We start from the raw sequence: 18,245 nt of genomic DNA, 5'->3' as shown, positions 1-18,245 counted from the left end.
CAGATGAACCGGCCGGCCTTCCACCCGCGTGCGCCGCAAGTGGCGCGGCCGGCCACTCCCGCGCCGCGGAGGATGGCGCGCCCCGCACCGCAGCCGAGGGCGGCCGCTCCCCGCCCCGCTCCGCAACCGCGCGGCGGCGGCAACGGCAACCAGCGCGGCCACGGACGCGGTCACGACTGAGCCGCGCTAGCGCGATACCCCGGCCGCTCGCTGCAGGTCAGGGGCGGGCGGCCGGTCTCGTCATGCCTGCCAACCTTGCCAGCGCGCGACCGGGCGGGTAGGCGGCGGACCTTCTCCCCCAAAGAGCGTTGAGGACGAATTCACATGGGTTTCCGTTGCGGCATTGTCGGCCTTCCCAATGTCGGCAAGTCGACCTTGTTCAACGCGCTGACCGAAACGGCGGCGGCGCAGGCGGCGAATTATCCGTTCTGCACGATCGAGCCGAATGTGGGGAACGTCGCGGTGCCCGATCCGCGGCTCGACAAGCTCGCGGCGATCGCGAGTTCGGCCAAGATCATCGAGACCCAACTCGCCTTCGTCGACATCGCCGGCCTGGTGCGCGGCGCGTCCAAGGGCGAAGGGCTGGGCAACCAGTTTCTCGGCAACATCCGTGAGGTCGACGCGGTCGTCCATGTGCTGCGTTGCTTCGAGGACGGCGACGTCACGCATGTCGAGGGCAAGGTCGATCCGATCGCCGATGCCGAGACGGTCGAGACCGAGCTGATGCTCGCCGATCTCGAAAGCCTCGAGAAGCGCGTGCCCAATTTCGCCAAGAAGGCGGCGCAGGGCGACAAGGAATCGAAGATCGCCGCCAGCGTGCTCGGCCAGGCGCTCGACCTGCTGCGCGACGGCAAGCCCGCGCGCCTGACCCAGCCGCGCGACGCCGAGGAAGCGCGCGTCTTCTCGCAGGCGCAATTGCTGACCGCCAAACCGATCCTCTATGTCTGCAACGTCGAGGAAGCGAACGCCGCCAACGGCAACGCGCATTCGGCGCGCGTGTTCGAGAAGGCCAAGGCCGAAGGCGCCGAGGCGGTGATCGTCTCCGCGGCGATCGAAGCGGAGATCGCGACCATGCCGGCCGAGGATCGCGGCGAATTCCTCGCCGAGTTGGGCCTTGAGGAAACCGGCCTCGCCCGCGTCATCCGCGCCGGGTACAAGTTGCTCCACCTCCTCACCTTCTTCACCGTCGGCCCCAAGGAAGCGCGCGCCTGGACCGTCCACGCCGGCGCCACCGCGCCCGAGGCGGCGGGCGAGATCCACACCGATTTCGAAAAGGGCTTCATCCGCGCCGAGACGATCGCCTATCAGGATTATGTCGAGTTCGGCGGCGAAGCGCGCGCCCGTGAAGCCGGCAAGCTCCGCGCCGAGGGCAAGGGGTATGTCGTGCAGGACGGCGACGTCATGCACTTCCTGCATAGCTGATCGATCAGGCAGGCAGCTTGGGAATCGCGCGCCGCGTCATTTGACGCCGCGCGCGTCGAGCCACGCGAGCGTACCGCGCATTTGATGTTCGACCGCGATCTGGCGCAGCGTCTTTCCGTCTTTCTCGCCCGACGGGTCGGCGCCGGCGTCGAGCAGGCGCAGTACGATCTCATCGGTCCAACTACCGAACGCCGGTGACAAGCCGTCTTTCCCCTTGACGTCGGGGCGCACGCCGGCGGCGAGCAGCATGTCGACCGCAGCCGGACTTTCGACCCCGTAGAAGATCGTTTTGCCTCTGGCTCCGCCCGCTGCCCCATTGTCCCCTAGCGCGACCAGGCCGCGCAGATAGTCCAGACGCTGTGCTCCCAATTCCTGGCACCGCCATGAGTCGGTGAGCACGGCCGCGAGCGCGGTCGGCGCGGTGTAATTGTCGGCCGATGTTTCAGGTGAGACATATTTCGGGTCGATCCCCGCCGCCACAAGCGCGCGGGCGACCCGGATATCGCACCCGCCCGCGCCCCCGACAAACGCCGCCTGCAGCGCCTTGCGACTGGTTTTCGCCGCCCAGCCGCGATCGATGAGCGCCTGCGCGACCCGCGGCCGACCTTGATCCACCGCGCCGACCAGCAATATCGCGCCCAGTGGGGCCGCAGCCACGCCTGGGCGTTCGGGCGCGTAGACGCGATCGAGCGGCAGGCCGGCCGTGATCAGATCCAGGACCAGTTGGTCGCCCCCTTTTGCTGTTGCGGCCACGGCAAGATCGGCGGCCTGACCGCCGGTGGGATCGAACCCCTCTGCGCGCAGCGACGTCAGCGTCTCGCCATTTCCGCGAACCCATCGCGCCGTATCGGCGGCATCGTCGATCGCGCGCTCCAGCGCTTTCGCCTCGGGTGGCAGGCCGGCGGCATCGCCGACATAATCGTTCACCGTCATATCGGCCTTGCCGCTCGCGAACCGCACGACCTGGGTCGGATTGTCGGTGACCGGGTAGAAATACTCTTTTTTCAGTCCAAAGAACCGCGCTTCGCGGAATTTCGCGATAAGCCCGTCGAGCGTGGTGCGGTCGATTTTGGTCCGATGGATCCCTTCCACCAACACGCCGCGGCCGGCGGAAAACCGCCGGTGCACGCCCGATACGGGGTCGGCGGGCGCCTCCTGCGTCGAAAACAGCACGTTGCCAGCGCCGTCGATCGTCACCTTGTAGTCCGGGCATGAGCCGAAGCAGGCGGAACGAGTCAGTTCGATCTTGAGATGGTCATAGTCGATCGCCGGGAAGGGCGCGTCGGGCTTGGCCCAGATCGGTTTCAACCGCTGCTGGATCCGTATCCGACCCGTCGCTGTGATCGGACGCCCGGCATAGGTGAAAGGCCGGAACTTCCATTGGCGCGCAGCGGCCAGCACCCCGCTCGCATCGCCGGAGCTATTATCGAAAGAAGAACGATGCGCGTCGGTCACGTCACCTGTGGGGGAGATGACGATGTCGATCCAGGCGGCGCTCATCGCGGCGTCCTGTGCGCGGTCGACCTCGACCACTTCCGGACCGGATAATTTATGGGCCGCGAGCGTCTCGTCAGCCATGCCGATCATAACAGGCTGCTCCGCCGGCGCGGCGATCAGGAAAGCCGCCAGAACCATCGCTGCCCGCATTGCCGACCCCTACATGAGATACTGTAACATAGATACAGGGTCACGGGGCTACGTCAAATCCTTAGACCGGGTCCCCCGGTGCCGGAGGTAGCTGGAACGACAAGGTGATCCCCGCCGCCACTTGCGCCGCGGCGGCCTAGCCCATCAGCGGGCGCGGCACGGCGAGGAACTGGGTCGGCGACAGGCCCATGAATTCGCGGAATTCGTGGACGAAATGCGCCTGGTCGAAATATTCGGGATCGAGCAGCGAATTGTAATGGCGCTGTTCCATGACGCGCATCCTGCCGAGCGTATCGAGAAAGCGCTGGCGCCGCAGCAGCCTTTTGGGGCTGAAACCGAACAATTTCTTGCAGCGCCGCGCGAGCACCCGGTCCGAAACGCCGACGGTCGCCGCGAATTGCTCGACATTGTGGGGACGGTCGCGCAGCACCGTGTCGAGTTCGATCGCCCAGGCGGGGTTGGCATCGGTCGCCGCCAGCCGGTCGAGCAGCAGGGCATCGAACATCGCGACCCCGGCCAGATCGTCATCCTCCCTGTCGAGTTGCGCGAACAGCGCGCTCGCGGGGACGCCGAAATGGTCGCCCAGCGGCACGATGCGGTTGGCGAGCTCGTCGGCCGGAATCCCTAGAAAGCGCTGCCAACCCAGCGGCGTCAGGCCAAATCCCATGGTCTTGCCGCCCGGGCTGAACACTTGCGCGGCGCGGTCGGTCGGCCCGAACAGCGTCGCGATCAGCGGCTCGTCGGGATAACGCCGCCCGAGCTGCGCGCGCCATTCGCCGCGCGTGGCGAAGAGGGCGTTGCCCCATTCGGGATAGAGGAAATCCTCCAGCGGCCCGTCGGTCTCGACGAAATAATAGAAGGTCGCGAAGCTGCGCAGCCGCTCATCGGGCAAATAGATGCGCACCGACGTGTTCGATGGATCGTCCTCCGCCGCCGCATCGCCCGGCATCTGGCTGGTCATGGCGCGTACCCCCACCGCCGATTCCCCGACGGCCCCCTGAGGAAGGGGAAACGCAAGGCAGGCCAAAAGTCAAATCGAGTATATCGGCCGTTCTAAGACGGCACAGGCCGGCGCTGATCCATGTTAGTCGTACCGTCAGCCGGCATCGAACGCCGCCAGGATGGGGCACGGCCCCGCGCCGCCACCGGCGCAGTCCTTCGCCAGCCGCGCCAGGGCCGCACGCGCCGCGGCGAGTTCGGCGATCTTCGCGTCGAGCGCGGCGATTCGCTCGCCCGCGAGTTCGCGCGCCCGGGCGCGGTCGTCGGTCGCATCTAGCGCCAGCAACTCGCCGATCTGATCGAGCGTGAAACCGGCGCTTTGTGCCGCGCGGATGAAGCGCAGCCGTTGCACGTCGCGCGCGTCATAGCGCCGCACCCCGCCATAGGGGTCGGCGCGCACGGGTTCGGTGAGGAGGCCGCGCCGCTGGTACTAGCGCACCGTCTCCACCCCGACGCCGCCCGCCGCCGCCAGCTTTCCGATCGTCATTCCGGCCATGCTTGACTCCGTACCGTGGTACGGACGCTATATGGGGCGCATGACGACGAAGACCAAGCGCGCGACGCTTTATCGCATGGTCATGCCCGAGCATGTCTGCCCCTATGGGCTGAAATCGAAATGGCTGCTCGAATCGCACGGCTACCAGGTCGACGACCATTGGCTGAAAACGCGCGAGGAAACCGACGCTTTCAAGGCCGAGCACCAGGTCGCGACCACGCCCCAGACCTTCATCGGGGGTGAACGGATCGGCGGCAATGACGACCTCAGACGCTTCTTCGGCAAGCATGTGCCCGCGAAGGACGAGACGAGCTATCGCCCGGTCATCGCGGTGTTTGCGATGACCGCGCTGATGGCGAGCGCGGTCAGCCAGGCAGTAATGGGCACGCCGTTCACGATTATGGCCGTGGAATGGTTCATCGCACTCAGCATGTGTGTGCTGGCGATCCTGAAGCTCCAGGACGTCGAGCGCTTCTCGACCATGTTCCTCAACTACGACCTGCTCGCGCGGCGCTGGGTGCCCTATGCCTATGTCTATCCGTTCGCGGAGGCGTTGGCCGGCGTGCTGATGGTGGCGCATGTCGCGACCTGGCTGTCGGTGCCGGTCGCGCTCTTCATCGGTGGCGTCGGCGCGGCATCGGTGGTCAAGGCGGTCTATGTCGACAAGCGCGAGATCAAATGCGCTTGCGTCGGCGGGTCGAGCAACGTGCCGCTGGGATTCGTTTCGTTGACCGAGAACCTGATGATGGTCGCGATGGCGATCTGGATGCTGGTGCGGTAGGGCAGATGTGATGCTGCTCCGGCTGATCCTGGTCCTGGTGCTTGCGCTGGCCGCGCCGGCGACGCCGGCCGGTGCTTGCGACACGGCGCCGCCGATGGCGATCGCCGGACACCAAATGCCGGGCATGGATCACAGCATGGATCACAGGGCGCCGATGCCGGCCCAGCATTTGTGCATCGGCTGTGTGCCGCTGGGCGACCGGGACGGCGCGAGGGTCGCGCCGCCACTCGTCCTCGCCGCGCCTGCACCCGTCGCGGTGATCTCCACACTCCGGCTTCTTCCGGCAGAGGCGCCGACGCCTCCGCCGCCGAGGATTGCGTGAAGCTTCCGCGCTTCATGCAATTCCAGGAGTAGAGAGAATGATCCGAACACGATGGCTCGCGGCCGCAGCGGCGGTCGCGATGCTGCCCGGGTTGGCGACCGCCCAGAATATGGGCGGGATGGCCATGCCAGGCATGAAAATGCCCGCCAAGCCCGCCGCTAAGTCCAAGACCGTCGCCAAGGCCAAGGCGCGCGCCGCCGGGAAGAGCCCGGCCAAGCACGCGCGCAAGAGCGCCAGGCGGCCAGTGACGCGCGGAGCCTCCGGGCACCCGGCCAAGGGCGCCGCGATGCCGGGAATGGATATGGGTGTTCCGACGGCACCGGCGCCTCAGCCCGTGTCGGGAATGACGATGCCGCCCGCGCCGGCTTCCGCCTCTCCGGATATGCCCGACATGGCCATGCCGGTACCAGTGCCAGCGCCAGGCTCTGCACCGCCGGCAATGCCCGGGATGGACATGGCGACGCCGCAGGCCGGGGCGCCGCCCGCCGAAAAAGCCGGGTCGATGCCCGGCATGGATATGTCGGGCAAAGGCGATCGTGGCGCGATGCCGATGTCGATGGCGCGGATGCCGGGCTGCCATTCGGCAAGCACGGAACTGGAGGGCGGCGGAAGTGTCGACGGCCCGGTCTGCCGCCCCGGCGAAGGGTCGGGCACCTCGCGCCTGCCGGCGGTCGGTGGTGCGATGAGCGGCGTGCACGTCATGACCGGCGACTGGATGCTGATGGCCCACGGCTATGTGTGGGGCGTCTATACCGACCAATCGGGACCGCGCGGGCGCGACAAGGCGTTTTCGACCTCGATGGCGATGATCACCGCCGACCGCGATTTCGGCGGGGCGAGCCTCAGCTTACGGACGATGCTGAGCCTAGACGCGCTGATGGGGCCCAGGGGCTATCCCAGCCTGTTCGCGACCGGCGAAACGGCGGACGGCGTGACGCCGCTGGTCGATCGCCAGCATCCGCACGATCTGTTCATGGAACTGGCGGCGAAAGTGACCGTGCCGATCGACGGCGACCTCGACGCTTTCGTTTATGGCGGCCCGGTCGCCGAACCCGCGCTCGGCCCCTCCGCCTTCATGCACCGGACGACGGCGAAATATCTGCCGCTGGCGCCGATCACGCACCATTGGTTCGACAGCACGCACATCACCTTCGGCGTCGTAACCGCGGGACTGAATACGCGGACCTGGCAGGTCGAAGGGTCGGTGTTCCGTGGCCGCGAGCCCGACCAGCATCGTTGGGACATCGAGACGCCGAAGTTCGATTCGTGGAGCGTGCGTGCGACCTGGAATCCGTCGATCTATTGGTCGGCGCAGGTCAGTTACGGGCGGCTCAAGAGTCCCGAGGCGCTCGAGCCCGACCAGGACGAAGCGCGGACCACCGCCAGCGTGCAATATGCCTGCGGCGGCTTCTCGGCGCTGGCCGGTTTCGCGGTCAAGAACCGCCTGCCCGGCCGCGCGCTGACCGCCTGGCTGGGCGAGGCCAATTGGGACCTGTCCGATCATCACAGCCTGTTCGGGCGCGTCGAGAATCTGGCCAATGACGAATTGTTTCCCGATCCGCTCGACCCGCGCCACGATCGCCCGTTCCGCGTGACGCGCGCCGAGCTCGGTTACGCTTATCGCCTCAAGCTGGTCGGCCCACTGGAGGCGGCGATCGGCGGCAGCGGGTTCGTCCTGGCCAAGCCCGCCGCGCTCGACAGCGCTTACGGCAAATCGCCGGCGGGCTGGACTGGGTTCGTCAAGCTGAGCCTCGGCGGATAGCTTGCGCGGGCGATGGCGGCCCGGCATGGCCGGGACGACCAGGATTACGGAGTCGCCGATGCGCTGGATTGCCCGGGCCGCCATTTTCGCCAGCTTGCTGTCGCTCCCGATCGGGGCGGGCGCGCAGGGACAAGTCGTCCCGCCACCATCTCCGCCCATCGCCGTTCCCGAGGCGCCGGCCAGGGCACCGGTCACCATCCTGGTCTCGATCGACGGCTTCCGTCCAGATTATCTCGACCGCGGGGTGACGCCGAATCTCAACGCGCTCGCCGCTGCGGGAATCAGCGCCGCGATGCGGCCGAGCTATCCGTCCAAGACCTTCCCCAACCATTGGACCCTGGTCACCGGGCTGCGCCCCGATCGCACCGGCATCGTCGCCAACAAGATGCTCGACGCGTCGCGGCCCGACGAGACTTTCACCATGGCGTCGGACGATCCCTTTTGGTGGAATGCGGCCGAGCCGATCTGGGTGACTGCCGAAAAGGCCGACATCCGCACCGCGACCGCGTTCTGGCCCGGGTCCAACGTGGCCTGGGGCGGCGAGCGCGCCAGGGAATGGCCCAATCCGATGGTCGGCGGGACGCGGCCCGAGGATTGGGCGCAGTTCAACCAGCAGATCAGCAACCGCCAGCGCGTCGATATCGTCGTCGACTGGCTGCGGCGGCCGGCCGAGACCCGCCCGCGTTTCGTCACGCTCTATTTCGACGAGGTCGATACCGCCGGACATATGTTCGGCCCCGACGACGCGCGCACCACCGCCGCGGCCGCCAATGTCGACAAGGCGATCGGACGGTTGCGCGAGCAGATCGCAGCGCTCGGCCAGCCGGTCGATCTGGTGATCGTCGCCGACCACGGCATGGCGCCGATCTCGGACGATCGCGTGATCGTGCTCTCGAGCTTCAGCGACATTGCCGATTACGACGTGGTCGAGGATGGCGTCTACGCCTCGATCAACCCCAAGCCGGGCAAGACCGCGGCGGTGGAAAAGGCGCTGCTGGGCAGGCACGGTCCGCACCTCGCCTGCTACCGCAAGGCCGAGATTCCCGCGCGCTTCCACTACGGCCGCAATCCGCGCGTGCCGGCCATCATCTGCATGCCCGATGCCGGCTGGACGGTCGTCGCCCGTGCGCCCAAGCACAAGGTCGAGGGCGGCGCGCACGGCTATGACAATGACGCGCCCGAGATGCGTGCCTTGTTCGTCGCAAGCGGTCCCGATATCCGGCCACTCGGCAAGATCCCGACCTTCGACAATGTCGACGTGGCGCCGCTGCTGCGCGACCTGATCGGCCTGCCGCCGGGCCAGGGACTCGACGGCGACGACACGCCGTTCCGCGAGGCGCTGCGCAAATGAGCGACGATCTCAAATATTTCGAGGATCTGGTGGTCGGCACCAAGGCGAGCTTCGGGCGCTATGACGTGACGCGCGAGGAAGTGATCGAATTCGCCTCGAAATACGATCCGCAGCCCTTCCATCTCTCCGACGAGGCGGCTGCGCAGACCTATTTCGGCCGATTGTCGGCGAGCGGCTGGCACACCGCGGCGATGGCGATGCGTATGGCGGTCGAAAATATGAGGGATCAGCGCTCGGCAAGCCTGGGTTCGCCGGGGATCGACGAATTGCGCTGGCTGAAACCGGTCTACCCAGGCGACACGCTGCGGTGCGAAACCGAGTTGCTCGACAAGCGCGTCTCGAAGAGCCGGCCGGAGATGGGCATCACCAAGGGCCGCACCACCGTGTTCAACCAACGCGACGAAGCGGTCATGACCTTTGTCGCCAACGGGTTGATCCGGACGCGGCCCTCAGCCGGCTGATGCCTCAGCGGGTACGGCGACCGCTCGTGTTGCCGCGCCAGCGATACCCGTCGCTGCCGCCGGCGCGCGGTCCCCGCTGGAAACCGCGCCATTCGTCGCCGCGGCTCGATCCGCGCCATTGGCTGCCGCGGTTCTGCCAGTAACGCTGCTGACTGCCGCTCCAGCGATATGGCCGGCGATAGCGGTCGTACACGTAATAGCCGCTCCCCGGATAATAATAACCGTCGTACCAGCCGTAATAGGGCATGCCGTAGCCGCCGTCGTAGAAGTCGCTGTAATAGTCGCCGTAATAGCCCGGCGAGCCATATCCGATACTGACGCCGCTATAGCCATAGCCGTCGTCCACGCAGCCGCCGAGCGCCAGCAGCGACGCCGCGCCCAAGGTTATGATCCCGATCTTCATAAGGAACGCCTCCATACACCGGAGCCGCGGCAAGAACGCGCCGCTGCCACATGGAGGTCAAAACGATTCGGAGGCGAAAGGAGTTCCTGTCGGGACGACTCGAATCGACTAACCGGGATCAATGCCCCTCGAAGGCGAAGAGCGACGTCACCTCGACTCCGTCCCCGGCCAGCGCCGCGGCGCCGCCGAGATCGGGCAGATCGATGACGAATTGGGCCTGGTCGACGATCGCCCCGGCCTTGCGCAACAAGCGGATCGCGGCACGGGCGGTGCCGCCGGTGGCGATCAGGTCGTCGACCAGCAGCACGCGCTGGCCGGGTACCAACGCGTCCTCGTGCATGGCGATGCGGTCCGTGCCGTATTCGAGCGCGTAATCCTCGGCGATCGTGGCACCGGGCAATTTGCCGTCCTTGCGGATCAGCAGGACGCCGGCGCCGAGCGGCACCGCGAGCGCCGCGGCGAACAGGAAACCGCGCGCCTCGATCCCGGCGACCAAATCGACCTTGCCGTCGACCGCTGCGGTCATGCGCCGGATCGTTTCCGCCAGCCCTCGCGCGTCGAGCAGCAAGGTGGTGATATCGCGGAACATGATCCCGGGCTTGGGGAAGTCCGGGATCGTGCGGATCAACGCCTTCAGGTCGTCATTGGCGTGCGGCATCGCGAACTCCGCCGAAGGATGACGATGATGATGGAACGCGGCCGGAGCCGCGCCCGATCAATGTTTGATGTCGCGCCAGATGTTCCGGTACGCGCCGAACGCCAGCGCACTAGCGATCAGCAGGAAGATCAGCGCCGCGAACCCCGCCACGTGCCGCGTTTCGAGGTTCGGATCGGCGGTCCACACCAGGAACGCCGCCACGTCGCGCGCCATGTTGTCGACCGTCGGCCGGGTGCCGTCGGCATATTGGACCTGGCCTTCCGACTTGAGCGGCGGCGGCATCGCGATGTTGAGGTTCGCGAAATAGGGATTGAAGTGCAGTCCGTTCGGCGTCTTGGCGTCCGGGAATTCATTCAGCAGTTCCTCGCCGCTCTCATTCTTGAAGCCGGCCTGGTCGCGATAGCCGGTCAGCAGCGAATAAACGTAATTCGCCCCGCCGTGACGCGCCCGCGTCATGTAGCTGAGGTCGGGCGGAATCGCGTTGTTGTTGGCCGCGCGCGCCGCGATGTCGTTGGCGAAGGGCAGCGGGAAATGGTCGGCCGGCACGCCCTTGCGGGTCGCGGCCTCGCCCGTGTCCGGATTGATCGACGGAATGGTATCGAAGCCGGCGGCGATCGCCTTCACCTGGCCCTCGCTATAGCCGATTCCGGTCAGGTCGCGGAACGCGACGTACTTGAGCGAGTGGCAAGCCGAGCAGACTTCCTTGTAGACCTGGAAGCCACGCTGCAGTTGTTGCTTGTCGAACGTGCCGAACACGCCGGCCGAGCGGAGACCGGCATCGCGCGGATGCAGGTGGAACTCGCTCTCGGCGGTCTTGGGCGCGCCCGTCGCGGTCTTGGGCGAGGGATCGGACACGAGGCCCGACACAGAGAAGAATAACGCGATCGCGAGCACGCCCGCGAAGGCGATACCGACCAGAGCTGCAATCCAGCGAACCATCTGTTGTATATCCCCTATAGCTCGCTCAGTGCGCCAGCGCGGTTTCGGCCGGGCTCGTTCCGCCCTTGCCCGACAGCACCGCCTCGGTGATCGAGTTCGGCAGCGGCACCGGCCGCTCCGTCCGCGCGATCCACGGCAGGATCACCAGGAAGTGCAGGAAATAATAAGCCGAGCAGATCTGCGCGACGATGACGTACAGCGGATCGGCCGGCGAGCCGCCGCAATAGCCGAGGATCAGCACGTCGACGACGAGTACCCAGAAGGCGATCCGCGCCTTCGGCCGATAATTGTTCGACCGGATCGGCGACGAATCGAGCCACGGCAGGAAGAACAGCAGCAGGATCGACCCGAACATCGCGAGCACGCCCCACAGCTTCGCCGGCAGGATGAAGTCCGAGGTGAACGAACGCAGGATCGCGTAGAACGGCCAGAAATACCATTCGGGGACGATGTGCGCCGGCGTCTGCAGCGGATTCGCGGCGATGTAATTGTCCGGGTGGCCGAGAGCGTCCGGGAAGAAGAACACCAGGGCCGCGAAAAACAGCAGGAAGATGCCCAGCCCGAAGCCGTCCTTGGCCGTGTAATACGGGTGGAACGGCACCGTGTCCTGCTCACCCTTCACGTCGACGCCGGTCGGGTTGTTCGATCCCGGGATGTGCAACGCCCAGATGTGCAGGATGATGACCGCCGCGATCACGAACGGCAGCAGATAGTGGAGCGAGAAGAACCGGTTGAGCGCCGCATCGTCCGGCGCATAGCCGCCCAGCAGCCACACGCGGATCGTCTCGCCGACTCCCGGTATCGCCGAGAAGAAGCCGGTGATGACCTGCGCGCCCCAGAAGCTCATCTGACCCCAGGGAAGCACATAGCCCATGAAGGCGGTCGCCATCATAAGGAGGAAGATGACCACGCCGAGCAGCCACACCATCTCGCGCGGCGCCTTGTACGACCCGTAATACAGGCCGCGGAAAATGTGGGTGTAGACCACGATGAAGAACATCGACGCGCCGTTGGCATGCGCATAGCGCAGGAACCAGCCGGCGTTCACGTCGCGCATGATCGTGCCGTTGATCGACGAGAAGGCGGTCGCCGAATCCGAATGATAATGCATCGCCAGCACGATGCCGGTGATGATCTGGATCGCCAGCGCGGCGCCGGCGAGGACGCCGAAATTCCACCAATAATTGAGGTTGCGCGGCACCGGATAGCCGGCGCCCACGGCGTTGTAGGCCATGCGCGGCAGTGGCAGCTTCTCGTCGAGCCACCGCATGAACGGCTGCTTCGGCTCGTAATGATTGGCCCAGGGGAAACTCATCTTCTTCTACCCCCCTCAGCCGACCAGGATCGCGGTCGGCGACGTGAACTTGTACGGCGGCACGGCGAGATTCTTCGGCGCCGGTCCCTGACGGATGCGGCCGGCCGTGTCGTATTGCGAACCGTGGCACGGGCAGAAGTAACCGCCATACTTGCCGCGGTTGTCGCCCTCGTTGATGCCGAGCGGGATGCAGCCGAGATGGGTGCAGACGCCGAGCGTGATCAGCCAGTTGATATGGCCGGGCTGGGTCCGTTTCTCGAGCGTCTCGGGATCGCGCAGATCCGACATCGGCACCGCCTCGGCCTCAGCGACTTCCTTCGGCGTCAGGTTGCGGACGAACAAGGGCTGCTTGCGGAAGGTCGTGATGACGCCCTGGCCCGGCTGGATCTTCGACAGATCGACCGTGGTGGTCGACTCCGCGAGCACGTCGGCCGACGGGTTCATCTGGTTGATCAACGGAAGGACCACCGCGACGCCGCCTCCAAGCGCGGGAAACGCGACGGCGGCGATGTTCAGAAAGTCGCGGCGGCGGGGATCGTTGGGCGACTCACCCTGCGGATCGTTGTTGTCGTCGGTCGCCATTCACCTGCCCTTGCACTTCAAATCCGGCGGCGGAACGCTTGGGGAACCGGCCCTCAGGAAGCCGCGCGCCCGCCAGAACCCCTCCGTCCCCACGGAAGTTGGGGGCCTGATAGACACGGGCACCCCGCTTTGCCAACGGCTTTTTATGCGTATCGCCCTCTACCAGCCCGACATCGCCGGAAACGTCGGCACCATCCTGCGTCTCGCGGCGTGTCTCGGGGTCGCCGTCGACCTGATCGAACCGATGGGATTCGCCTTTTCCGATCGCGCCTTGTCGCGCGCGGGCATGGACTATGCGGCGCAGGCGACGGTGACTCGCCACCCCGACTGGGCAGCGTTCGAGGCGAGCGTTGCGGGGCGCATCGTCCTGTTGACCACCAAGGGAGCGAGCAGGCTCGACGCCACCGATTTCCGTCCGGACGACATCCTGCTGTTCGGATCGGAAAGCGCCGGAGTGCCGTCGGCGGTGCACGATCGCGCCGATGCGCGGGTCATGATTCCGATGCGGCCGGGCTTTCGGTCCTTGAACGTCGCGGTTTCAGCGGCCATCGCGCTCGGCGAAGCATTGCGGCAGACGAAGGGATGGCCCGAATGAAAGAGCTCGACGTCGAACAGGCGACCGCCAGGCAATGGTTCGAGCAACTCCGCGACCTGATCTGCGCCGAATTCGAATCGATCGAGCGCGAGGCCGGATCCGACGCGCGGTTCGACTACATCGCCTGGAACCGCACCGACCCGTCGGGCGCCGACGGCGGTGGCGGCGTGCGCGGCGTGATGAAGGGCAAGGTGTTCGAAAAGGTCGGGGTCAACGTGTCGACCGTCGGCGGCGCGTTCGACGGCGAGTTCGGCAAGACCATCCACGGCGCGGCCGAGGATCCGACCTTCTTCGCGACCGGCATCAGCCTGGTCGCGCACATGGCCAATCCGCACGTGCCGGCGGTGCACATGAACACCCGCTTCCTGGTCACCACCAAGCGCTGGTTCGGTGGTGGCGCCGACCTCAACCCGCCGTTGCCGGTGGCCGAGGACACCGCGGATTTCCACGCGACGCTGCAGGCCGCATGCGATCGCCACGACCCGGCGCATTATCCGCGCTTCAAGCAATGGGCCGACGATTATTTCTACATCCCGCACCGCAAGGTCCACCGCGGCGTCGGCGGCATCTTCTACGATCATCTCGAAGGGGATTTCGCGGCCAATCTGGCCTTTACCCAGGACGTCGGCCGCGCGTTTCTCGACGCCTTTCCCCGGATCGTGCGGCGGCGGATGAACCAGGGCTTCACCGAGGCGGATATCGCGGCGATGCGCGAGTGGCGGGGGCGCTACGCCGAATTCAACCTCGTCTACGACCGCGGCACGCTGTTCGGGCTCAAGACCGGCGGCAATATCGACGCGATTCTCATGAGCCTGCCGCCGGTGGCGACCTGGGCGTGAAACGCCCGTCCGCTATCTGGCCCTGATCCGCCGATAGGCGGCGACCTGGAGCACCGCCATCGCGATATAATCGAGGGCGGTGAGCAATGCGACGAAAGCTTCGGCCATCGTGCGCGCGACGGGATTGGGCGCGTGCGCGGCCATCCAGGCATCGAGCGCCTGGAACGGCCAGGACGCGATCGAGGCGACGAGAAAGACCGTCATGATCGCCGCGGCCAGCGCCAGCGTGTTGCCGCGCGTCAAGTGGAGGCTGCGAATCAGCGCGCGCCACGCCCCGATCGGCGCTTCCGCGAACAGCACCGGCGCCAATGTCGCGGTACGCGCCAGGATCCAGAAGAAGAGGACCGCGAAGGCGGGCAACAATATTGGCGCCAACGCGACGATCGTACCGATCAAGGTCAGCGGGATCATCACGATCAGCCAGGCCAGGATCAAGGTCGGAAACCGTCGCGCGGCCGCGATCAGCGCCCGACTGGCCGGCGGGCGATCGCCCGACAGGTAAAGCGCCACCAAGGCGAATTGGCCGAACGAGGCCAGCGCCGCGACCAGCGCCAGGCCCCAGCCATAATGGCCGAGCCAGGAGGCCATGCTTTCGCCGAACGCATCGGCAGCGGGCGTGCCGGGCGTCAGCGTGGCGCCTTGGGGCGGCATCGGCCAGTCGGGGATCAACTGCGCCTTGGCCAGTGCCGGCAGGAAGACGAACATGCCGGCGACCGCGGTCAGGACTTCCCAATCGCTGCGCCAGAGCTTCCATGCATCGCCCATCAGAGCGGGAAAGCTTATCCTCACACGCCCTCGCGCATCGCGACCGCGCGATAGACCTTGGCCATGAATATCGACTGGATGACGTAATAGAGGGTCATCACCGCCGCGCCCAGGATAGCGACCACGATCGACCCGATGCCGAATGGCCCGGCGCTCGGATCGAGGAAGCGGAACAGCGTTCCGAAAACCGACGTCACGGCGAGCCAGGCGACGATCGCCACGATCCCGAACAGGATCGTCACTCCCAAAAGCTTCCAGGCGATCCCATTGCTCGCCGCGAACGAGCGCCGCAGCGCGCGGACGATGCCGCCCTCCGTGGCGACGACCGGGAGCAGGAGGGTGCTGAATCGGATCGAGACGAACGCCGCCAACGCGAACCACACGACGAAATAGACGAGGACGAAGCCAGCCACGCCGGGCGCGATGTCCGGCCTCGGACCCGGCGCCGCGCTGCTCAGCGCGGTCAAGTCGAAGCCGCTCGCCACCAGGGCAAGGACGATCGGCAGGAACAGCAGGGCGATCGCGCAGAACGAGATCAGCATCGCGACGACCGCCTGGCCGAACCGCCGCGTCGCGACCGATTGCGCCGCGCCCCTCCCCGCCTCCGGCTGCAGCGCGAAGGCGACGACCGCCAACTGGCCCCAGATGACCGGCAACAGCAACGCGAAGGTGACGCCCTGCGCCAGCCCCGGGCCGATCGCCGTCCCCGCTTGCCTGATCGCGCCGGAAATCGATTGAGGGATGAAGATCGCGATCAGCACGACCGGCAGGATCGCGCCGAGATTGTCGCTCAGGAACTCGGTGGTACGGTCCCAGACATTCCCCATATTCACCATATGTCGATCCCATTCCCCTGCGCGCCGAGCGATCTACGGTCCCGACCGGATTTGCCTAGCCCAAGCGTCCTAGTCTTGCCAATCACTTGCACCGCCCCCTCGCGCGGGAGTAGCGCGCGGCCATGATCCCCGCCGATATCGAATGGCGCATCTCGACCGAGCAAGTGCCTTATGCCGAAAGCCTGGCGGCGATGGAGGCGCGCGCCGTCGCCGTCGCCGCGGGCGATGCGCGCGAATTGGTCTGGCTGCTCGAGCACCCGCCCGTCTACACCGGCGGCACCAGCGCCGATGCGGCGGAATTGATCGACCCACGCTTTCCGGTGGTGCAGACCGGGCGCGGCGGCCGCTACACGTATCATGGGCCGGGGCAACGCGTCGGCTATCTCGTGCTCGATCTCAACCGGCGCGGGCGCGACATCCGCTGCTTCATCCACGAGTTGGAGAATTGGCTGATCGCGGCGCTCGGCGCCTTCGGTATCGCGGCGCGCGCCGAATCGGGCCGCGTCGGCATCTGGACCGGCCACGGGCCGGATGAGGCCAAGATCGGCGCGATCGGGGTGCGCGTGAAGCGTTGGGTGACGCTGCACGGATTCGCGATCAACCTCGATCCCGACCTCAGCCATTTCGGCGGGATCGTGCCGTGCGGACTCGCCGATTATCCCGTCACCAGTGCCGCGGCGCTCGGCAAAACGATCGTTCCGGCAACGTTCGATGCCGCGCTGGAACGCCATTTTCCGGCCTTTCTGGCCGCACTTTCCGCGCACGAAAAGCGGCTTGAGCAACATGGCATTAGTGTCTAATGTCCCCCTCGATTTGGGTGATAAGGCCGGAAAAGCCGACCAAATCCACTATCTAGGGAGCTTCCAAATGCGTTCTTTCATCTCGAAGGCCGTGATCGGCACTATGATCGCCGGCGCCGCCCTGGCCGTTTCGGCCTGCACCAAGACCGAGACCACCACCAACGTCACCGACATGAACGTCACTGACGAAACCGCGACCGACAACATGACCGCGGTGGACAGCGGTGCGATGAACGACACCGGCGCGATGGCCAACGACACCATGTCGACGACCACCACGACCACGACCAACACCACGAACCCGTAATCGGGCGTCGTCCGCCCTCGGGCGGATGGTCTGGATTTCGAGGGGCCGCCCGCTCGTCGGGCGGCCCCTTTCGATTCCGGCCTCGTCGGTGCCAAGCCGCCGAGTGGCGACGATCGGACGGAAACCTCTTGGGCAGTTCGGAAAATCACCGTAGGAAGTGGCCGCGATGGGGGCGCGAGAAGGGATGAGGATGACGATCGTGCGTATCTTGGCGAGCCTGTCGCTCGCTGCCGGCCTGTTCGCCGGATCGCCGGCTTCGGCGCAATTCTTCCTGAAATCTCCCGACTTCCATGGGGCGCCGGTGATCGGGACCGAGCCCGAATTGGGCATGCCGCTCCCGGGCGCGACACCCGACGAATTGCGCGCCGGCCTGGTTTGGAACCTGCGCGCCGCGCTCAACGTCGCCGCACTGCAATGCGACTTCGCGCCGATGCTGCTGACGGTCGACAATTACAACGCCATGCTCAAGGACCACAGTGCCGAGCTCAAGAGCTCGCTCGACACACTCAACGCCTATTTCGGGCGCACCAACAAGACTAAGGCCGCCGGTCAAGCCGCCTTCGACCGTTTCGGCACGCGGACCTATTCGGCGTTTTCGTCGGTGGCCGCACAATTCGGTTTCTGCCAGACGGCGAGCAAGATCGGGCGCGAGGTCGTGTTCGCACCGCGCGGCCAACTCGGCGACGTGGCGATCAACTACATGCGCGAATTGCGCAACAGTCTGATCCCTTACGGCGAACAGCAATTCCCGCGCGCTTTCTATTCGCGCACCTATCTGTTCCTGCCCGATTTCCAGCCAAGCTGCTGGCGCAAGGAACGCTATAGCGTCAGCTATTGCGGCGACCCGGACAAGAAGAAAAAGAAGCGCCGCTGAGCGTACCAACCGCCTCTCCCGCCTGAAGGGAGGCCGAAAGTCAGCGGAGGCCCAGCCTCTTGTGCGCCTGCAGCGTCAGGCGCCAGCGCGG

21 protein-coding genes and 1 pseudogene are annotated in these 18,245 nt (G+C 66.3%); 12 read left to right on the top strand and 10 right to left on the bottom strand.

Annotated features, from left to right (window positions below):
• Both ACTHJR_RS17200 and ychF read left to right on the top strand, forming a co-directional pair.
• Window positions 1-180 (top strand): hypothetical protein (locus ACTHJR_RS17200; protein ID WP_440524519.1); only part of this gene is annotated, 180 nt, incomplete at its 5' end.
• Window positions 181-324: 144 nt separating this feature from the next.
• Complete coding sequence (ychF, locus tag ACTHJR_RS17195) at window positions 325-1,422, top strand: redox-regulated ATPase YchF (protein ID WP_440524518.1); 1,098 nt, start codon at window positions 325-327, stop codon at window positions 1,420-1,422.
• A gap of 36 nt (window positions 1,423-1,458) precedes the next feature.
• On the opposite strand, the gene ACTHJR_RS17190 is transcribed toward ychF, so the two are convergent.
• From ACTHJR_RS17190 to ACTHJR_RS17180, 3 genes and pseudogenes are all read right to left on the bottom strand, one after another.
• Window positions 1,459-3,069 (bottom strand): DUF6438 domain-containing protein, encoded by a 1,611-nt coding sequence (locus ACTHJR_RS17190; RefSeq protein ID WP_440524516.1) that lies wholly within the window; start codon window positions 3,067-3,069, stop codon window positions 1,459-1,461.
• Window positions 3,070-3,205: 136 nt separating this feature from the next.
• Window positions 3,206-4,045: a helix-turn-helix domain-containing protein gene (locus tag ACTHJR_RS17185; protein ID WP_440524515.1), complete on the bottom strand. Its 840-nt coding sequence runs from the start codon at window positions 4,043-4,045 to the stop codon at window positions 3,206-3,208.
• Between the two features lie 120 nt (window positions 4,046-4,165).
• Window positions 4,166-4,564, bottom strand: a pseudogene (locus ACTHJR_RS17180) (MerR family transcriptional regulator).
• A gap of 40 nt (window positions 4,565-4,604) precedes the next feature.
• Between ACTHJR_RS17180 and ACTHJR_RS17175 the strand changes: the two are divergent.
• The 5 genes from ACTHJR_RS17175 to ACTHJR_RS17155 are packed head-to-tail and all read left to right on the top strand — an operon-like array spanning window position 4,605 to window position 9,241.
• Window positions 4,605-5,345: a MauE/DoxX family redox-associated membrane protein gene (locus tag ACTHJR_RS17175; protein ID WP_440524513.1), complete on the top strand. Its 741-nt coding sequence runs from the start codon at window positions 4,605-4,607 to the stop codon at window positions 5,343-5,345.
• A 10-nt stretch (window positions 5,346-5,355) separates the two neighbouring features.
• Complete coding sequence (locus tag ACTHJR_RS17170) at window positions 5,356-5,667, top strand: hypothetical protein (RefSeq protein WP_440524512.1); 312 nt, start codon at window positions 5,356-5,358, stop codon at window positions 5,665-5,667.
• Between the two features lie 37 nt (window positions 5,668-5,704).
• Complete coding sequence (locus tag ACTHJR_RS17165; RefSeq protein ID WP_440524511.1) at window positions 5,705-7,429, top strand: hypothetical protein; 1,725 nt, start codon at window positions 5,705-5,707, stop codon at window positions 7,427-7,429.
• Between the two features lie 58 nt (window positions 7,430-7,487).
• Window positions 7,488-8,780 carry a nucleotide pyrophosphatase/phosphodiesterase family protein gene (locus tag ACTHJR_RS17160; RefSeq protein WP_440524510.1) on the top strand — a complete coding sequence of 431 codons (1,293 nt, stop codon included), beginning with the start codon at window positions 7,488-7,490 and terminating at the stop codon, window positions 8,778-8,780.
• Window positions 8,777-9,241: a MaoC family dehydratase gene (locus ACTHJR_RS17155; RefSeq protein WP_440524509.1), complete on the top strand. Its 465-nt coding sequence runs from the start codon at window positions 8,777-8,779 to the stop codon at window positions 9,239-9,241. The genes ACTHJR_RS17160 and ACTHJR_RS17155 overlap by 4 nt, the downstream gene beginning before the upstream one ends.
• Before the next feature lie 4 nt (window positions 9,242-9,245).
• On the opposite strand, the gene ACTHJR_RS17150 is transcribed toward ACTHJR_RS17155, so the two are convergent.
• The 5 genes from ACTHJR_RS17150 to petA form a co-directional block, all read right to left on the bottom strand.
• A complete protein-coding gene (locus ACTHJR_RS17150) occupies window positions 9,246-9,659 on the bottom strand; it encodes a hypothetical protein (protein ID WP_440524507.1) in 414 nt (137 codons plus the stop codon).
• Window positions 9,660-9,762: 103 nt separating this feature from the next.
• The gene (locus tag ACTHJR_RS17145; RefSeq protein ID WP_440524505.1) at window positions 9,763-10,302 is read right to left on the bottom strand and encodes an adenine phosphoribosyltransferase; all 540 of its coding nucleotides are present in this window, start codon (window positions 10,300-10,302) and stop codon (window positions 9,763-9,765) included.
• 57 nt (window positions 10,303-10,359) lie between these two features.
• The gene (locus ACTHJR_RS17140) at window positions 10,360-11,241 is read right to left on the bottom strand and encodes a cytochrome c1 (RefSeq protein ID WP_440524504.1); all 882 of its coding nucleotides are present in this window, start codon (window positions 11,239-11,241) and stop codon (window positions 10,360-10,362) included.
• Window positions 11,242-11,266: 25 nt separating this feature from the next.
• Window positions 11,267-12,556: a cytochrome b gene (locus ACTHJR_RS17135; RefSeq protein ID WP_440524503.1), complete on the bottom strand. Its 1,290-nt coding sequence runs from the start codon at window positions 12,554-12,556 to the stop codon at window positions 11,267-11,269.
• 15 nt (window positions 12,557-12,571) lie between these two features.
• A complete protein-coding gene (gene petA / locus ACTHJR_RS17130; RefSeq protein ID WP_440524502.1) occupies window positions 12,572-13,138 on the bottom strand; it encodes a ubiquinol-cytochrome c reductase iron-sulfur subunit in 567 nt (188 codons plus the stop codon).
• 145 nt (window positions 13,139-13,283) lie between these two features.
• Between petA and ACTHJR_RS17125 the strand changes: the two genes are divergently transcribed.
• Window positions 13,284-13,733: a tRNA (cytidine(34)-2'-O)-methyltransferase gene (locus ACTHJR_RS17125; protein WP_440524501.1), complete on the top strand. Its 450-nt coding sequence runs from the start codon at window positions 13,284-13,286 to the stop codon at window positions 13,731-13,733.
• Window positions 13,730-14,572 carry an oxygen-dependent coproporphyrinogen oxidase gene (hemF, locus tag ACTHJR_RS17120; RefSeq protein WP_440524499.1) on the top strand — a complete coding sequence of 281 codons (843 nt, stop codon included), beginning with the start codon at window positions 13,730-13,732 and terminating at the stop codon, window positions 14,570-14,572. Before ACTHJR_RS17125 ends, hemF begins: the two co-directional genes overlap by 4 nt.
• Window positions 14,573-14,584: 12 nt before the next feature.
• Here the strand turns inward: hemF and ACTHJR_RS17115 are convergent, their stop codons facing one another.
• On the bottom strand, window positions 14,585-15,337 hold the full coding sequence (locus ACTHJR_RS17115) for a hypothetical protein (RefSeq protein WP_440524497.1): 753 nt from the start codon (window positions 15,335-15,337) through the stop codon (window positions 14,585-14,587).
• A 20-nt stretch (window positions 15,338-15,357) separates the two neighbouring features.
• Window positions 15,358-16,173: a hypothetical protein gene (locus ACTHJR_RS17110; RefSeq protein ID WP_440524496.1), complete on the bottom strand. Its 816-nt coding sequence runs from the start codon at window positions 16,171-16,173 to the stop codon at window positions 15,358-15,360.
• A gap of 122 nt (window positions 16,174-16,295) precedes the next feature.
• Here ACTHJR_RS17110 and lipB point away from each other — a divergent pair, with 122 nt between their 5' ends.
• The 3 genes from lipB (at window position 16,296) to ACTHJR_RS17095 (ending at window position 18,154) form a co-directional block, all read left to right on the top strand.
• Window positions 16,296-16,973 carry a lipoyl(octanoyl) transferase LipB gene (gene lipB / locus ACTHJR_RS17105; protein WP_440524495.1) on the top strand — a complete coding sequence of 226 codons (678 nt, stop codon included), beginning with the start codon at window positions 16,296-16,298 and terminating at the stop codon, window positions 16,971-16,973.
• Between the two features lie 67 nt (window positions 16,974-17,040).
• Window positions 17,041-17,280, top strand: coding sequence for a hypothetical protein (locus ACTHJR_RS17100; RefSeq protein ID WP_440524494.1), 240 nt, complete (start codon window positions 17,041-17,043; stop codon window positions 17,278-17,280).
• Between the two features lie 190 nt (window positions 17,281-17,470).
• Entirely contained in the window at window positions 17,471-18,154 is a 684-nt protein-coding gene (locus ACTHJR_RS17095; RefSeq protein WP_440524493.1) for a hypothetical protein, read from the top strand.
• The last annotated feature ends 91 nt before the right edge of the window (window positions 18,155-18,245 follow it).

The sequence above is a fragment of the Sphingomonas sp. genome (genome assembly GCF_051962185.1).
Taxonomy (GTDB): Bacteria; Pseudomonadota; Alphaproteobacteria; order Sphingomonadales; family Sphingomonadaceae; genus Sphingomonas.
Note: the sequence above shows the minus strand (reverse complement) of the source record. Positions and strands in the feature narration are given on the sequence as shown.

What these genes read in the sequence shown, in the direction of transcription:
- ACTHJR_RS17140 (WP_440524504.1), bottom strand. Translation starts at nt 11,241, where the DNA reads ATGGTTCGCTGGATTGCAGCTCTGGTCGGTATCGCCTTCGCGGGCGTG.
- ACTHJR_RS17095 (WP_440524493.1), top strand. Translation starts at nt 17,471, where the DNA reads ATGACGATCGTGCGTATCTTGGCGAGCCTGTCGCTCGCTGCCGGCCTG.
- lipB (WP_440524495.1), top strand. Translation starts at nt 16,296, where the DNA reads ATGATCCCCGCCGATATCGAATGGCGCATCTCGACCGAGCAAGTGCCT.
- ACTHJR_RS17155 (WP_440524509.1), top strand. Translation starts at nt 8,777, where the DNA reads ATGAGCGACGATCTCAAATATTTCGAGGATCTGGTGGTCGGCACCAAG.
- ACTHJR_RS17165 (WP_440524511.1), top strand. Translation starts at nt 5,705, where the DNA reads ATGATCCGAACACGATGGCTCGCGGCCGCAGCGGCGGTCGCGATGCTG.
- ACTHJR_RS17175 (WP_440524513.1), top strand. Translation starts at nt 4,605, where the DNA reads ATGACGACGAAGACCAAGCGCGCGACGCTTTATCGCATGGTCATGCCC.
- ACTHJR_RS17145 (WP_440524505.1), bottom strand. Translation starts at nt 10,302, where the DNA reads ATGCCGCACGCCAATGACGACCTGAAGGCGTTGATCCGCACGATCCCG.
- ACTHJR_RS17170 (WP_440524512.1), top strand. Translation starts at nt 5,356, where the DNA reads ATGCTGCTCCGGCTGATCCTGGTCCTGGTGCTTGCGCTGGCCGCGCCG.
- ACTHJR_RS17150 (WP_440524507.1), bottom strand. Translation starts at nt 9,659, where the DNA reads ATGGAGGCGTTCCTTATGAAGATCGGGATCATAACCTTGGGCGCGGCG.
- hemF (WP_440524499.1), top strand. Translation starts at nt 13,730, where the DNA reads ATGAAAGAGCTCGACGTCGAACAGGCGACCGCCAGGCAATGGTTCGAG.
- ychF (WP_440524518.1), top strand. Translation starts at nt 325, where the DNA reads ATGGGTTTCCGTTGCGGCATTGTCGGCCTTCCCAATGTCGGCAAGTCG.
- ACTHJR_RS17110 (WP_440524496.1), bottom strand. Translation starts at nt 16,173, where the DNA reads ATGGTGAATATGGGGAATGTCTGGGACCGTACCACCGAGTTCCTGAGC.
- petA (WP_440524502.1), bottom strand. Translation starts at nt 13,138, where the DNA reads ATGGCGACCGACGACAACAACGATCCGCAGGGTGAGTCGCCCAACGAT.
- ACTHJR_RS17125 (WP_440524501.1), top strand. Translation starts at nt 13,284, where the DNA reads ATGCGTATCGCCCTCTACCAGCCCGACATCGCCGGAAACGTCGGCACC.
- ACTHJR_RS17100 (WP_440524494.1), top strand. Translation starts at nt 17,041, where the DNA reads ATGCGTTCTTTCATCTCGAAGGCCGTGATCGGCACTATGATCGCCGGC.
- ACTHJR_RS17135 (WP_440524503.1), bottom strand. Translation starts at nt 12,556, where the DNA reads ATGAGTTTCCCCTGGGCCAATCATTACGAGCCGAAGCAGCCGTTCATG.
- ACTHJR_RS17190 (WP_440524516.1), bottom strand. Translation starts at nt 3,069, where the DNA reads ATGCGGGCAGCGATGGTTCTGGCGGCTTTCCTGATCGCCGCGCCGGCG.
- ACTHJR_RS17115 (WP_440524497.1), bottom strand. Translation starts at nt 15,337, where the DNA reads ATGGGCGATGCATGGAAGCTCTGGCGCAGCGATTGGGAAGTCCTGACC.
- ACTHJR_RS17160 (WP_440524510.1), top strand. Translation starts at nt 7,488, where the DNA reads ATGCGCTGGATTGCCCGGGCCGCCATTTTCGCCAGCTTGCTGTCGCTC.